At 40.4% G+C, this 282-nt stretch carries 1 protein-coding gene; it reads left to right on the forward strand.

The features are described from left to right. On the forward strand, window positions 1–270 hold a 270-nt coding region (locus FC65_RS11300), incomplete at its 5' end, for a transposase (protein WP_162257078.1). Window positions 271–282: the final 12 nt, after the last annotated feature.

A 282-nucleotide genomic window follows, 5' to 3' on the forward strand; every position in this document is an offset into this window, starting at 1 on the left:
GGTTATGTAGGCAAGCGACTTGGCGCTGAATTTAAGCAATTAGGCTACACGTTATGGACACCATACCGTTCGAATATGAAGGGGGCTAAGGAACATAATAAGCGCGCGCTCAAGGCGTTACGTCGCACAATTGAATCGCGTTTTTCTACCTTAGTTAGTGATTTTGGAATTGAAACTAACTTAATGCGGAGTGCCTTTGGCTTTCAACTAAAAATTGAACTGGCAATTTTAGTCTATAATTTAGGATTTTTTAATTTTGTGACGAACTAGCACCACGCGTAT

This window comes from Ligilactobacillus acidipiscis DSM 15836 (assembly GCF_001435755.1).
GTDB classification, from domain to species: domain Bacteria; phylum Bacillota; class Bacilli; order Lactobacillales; family Lactobacillaceae; genus Ligilactobacillus; species Ligilactobacillus acidipiscis.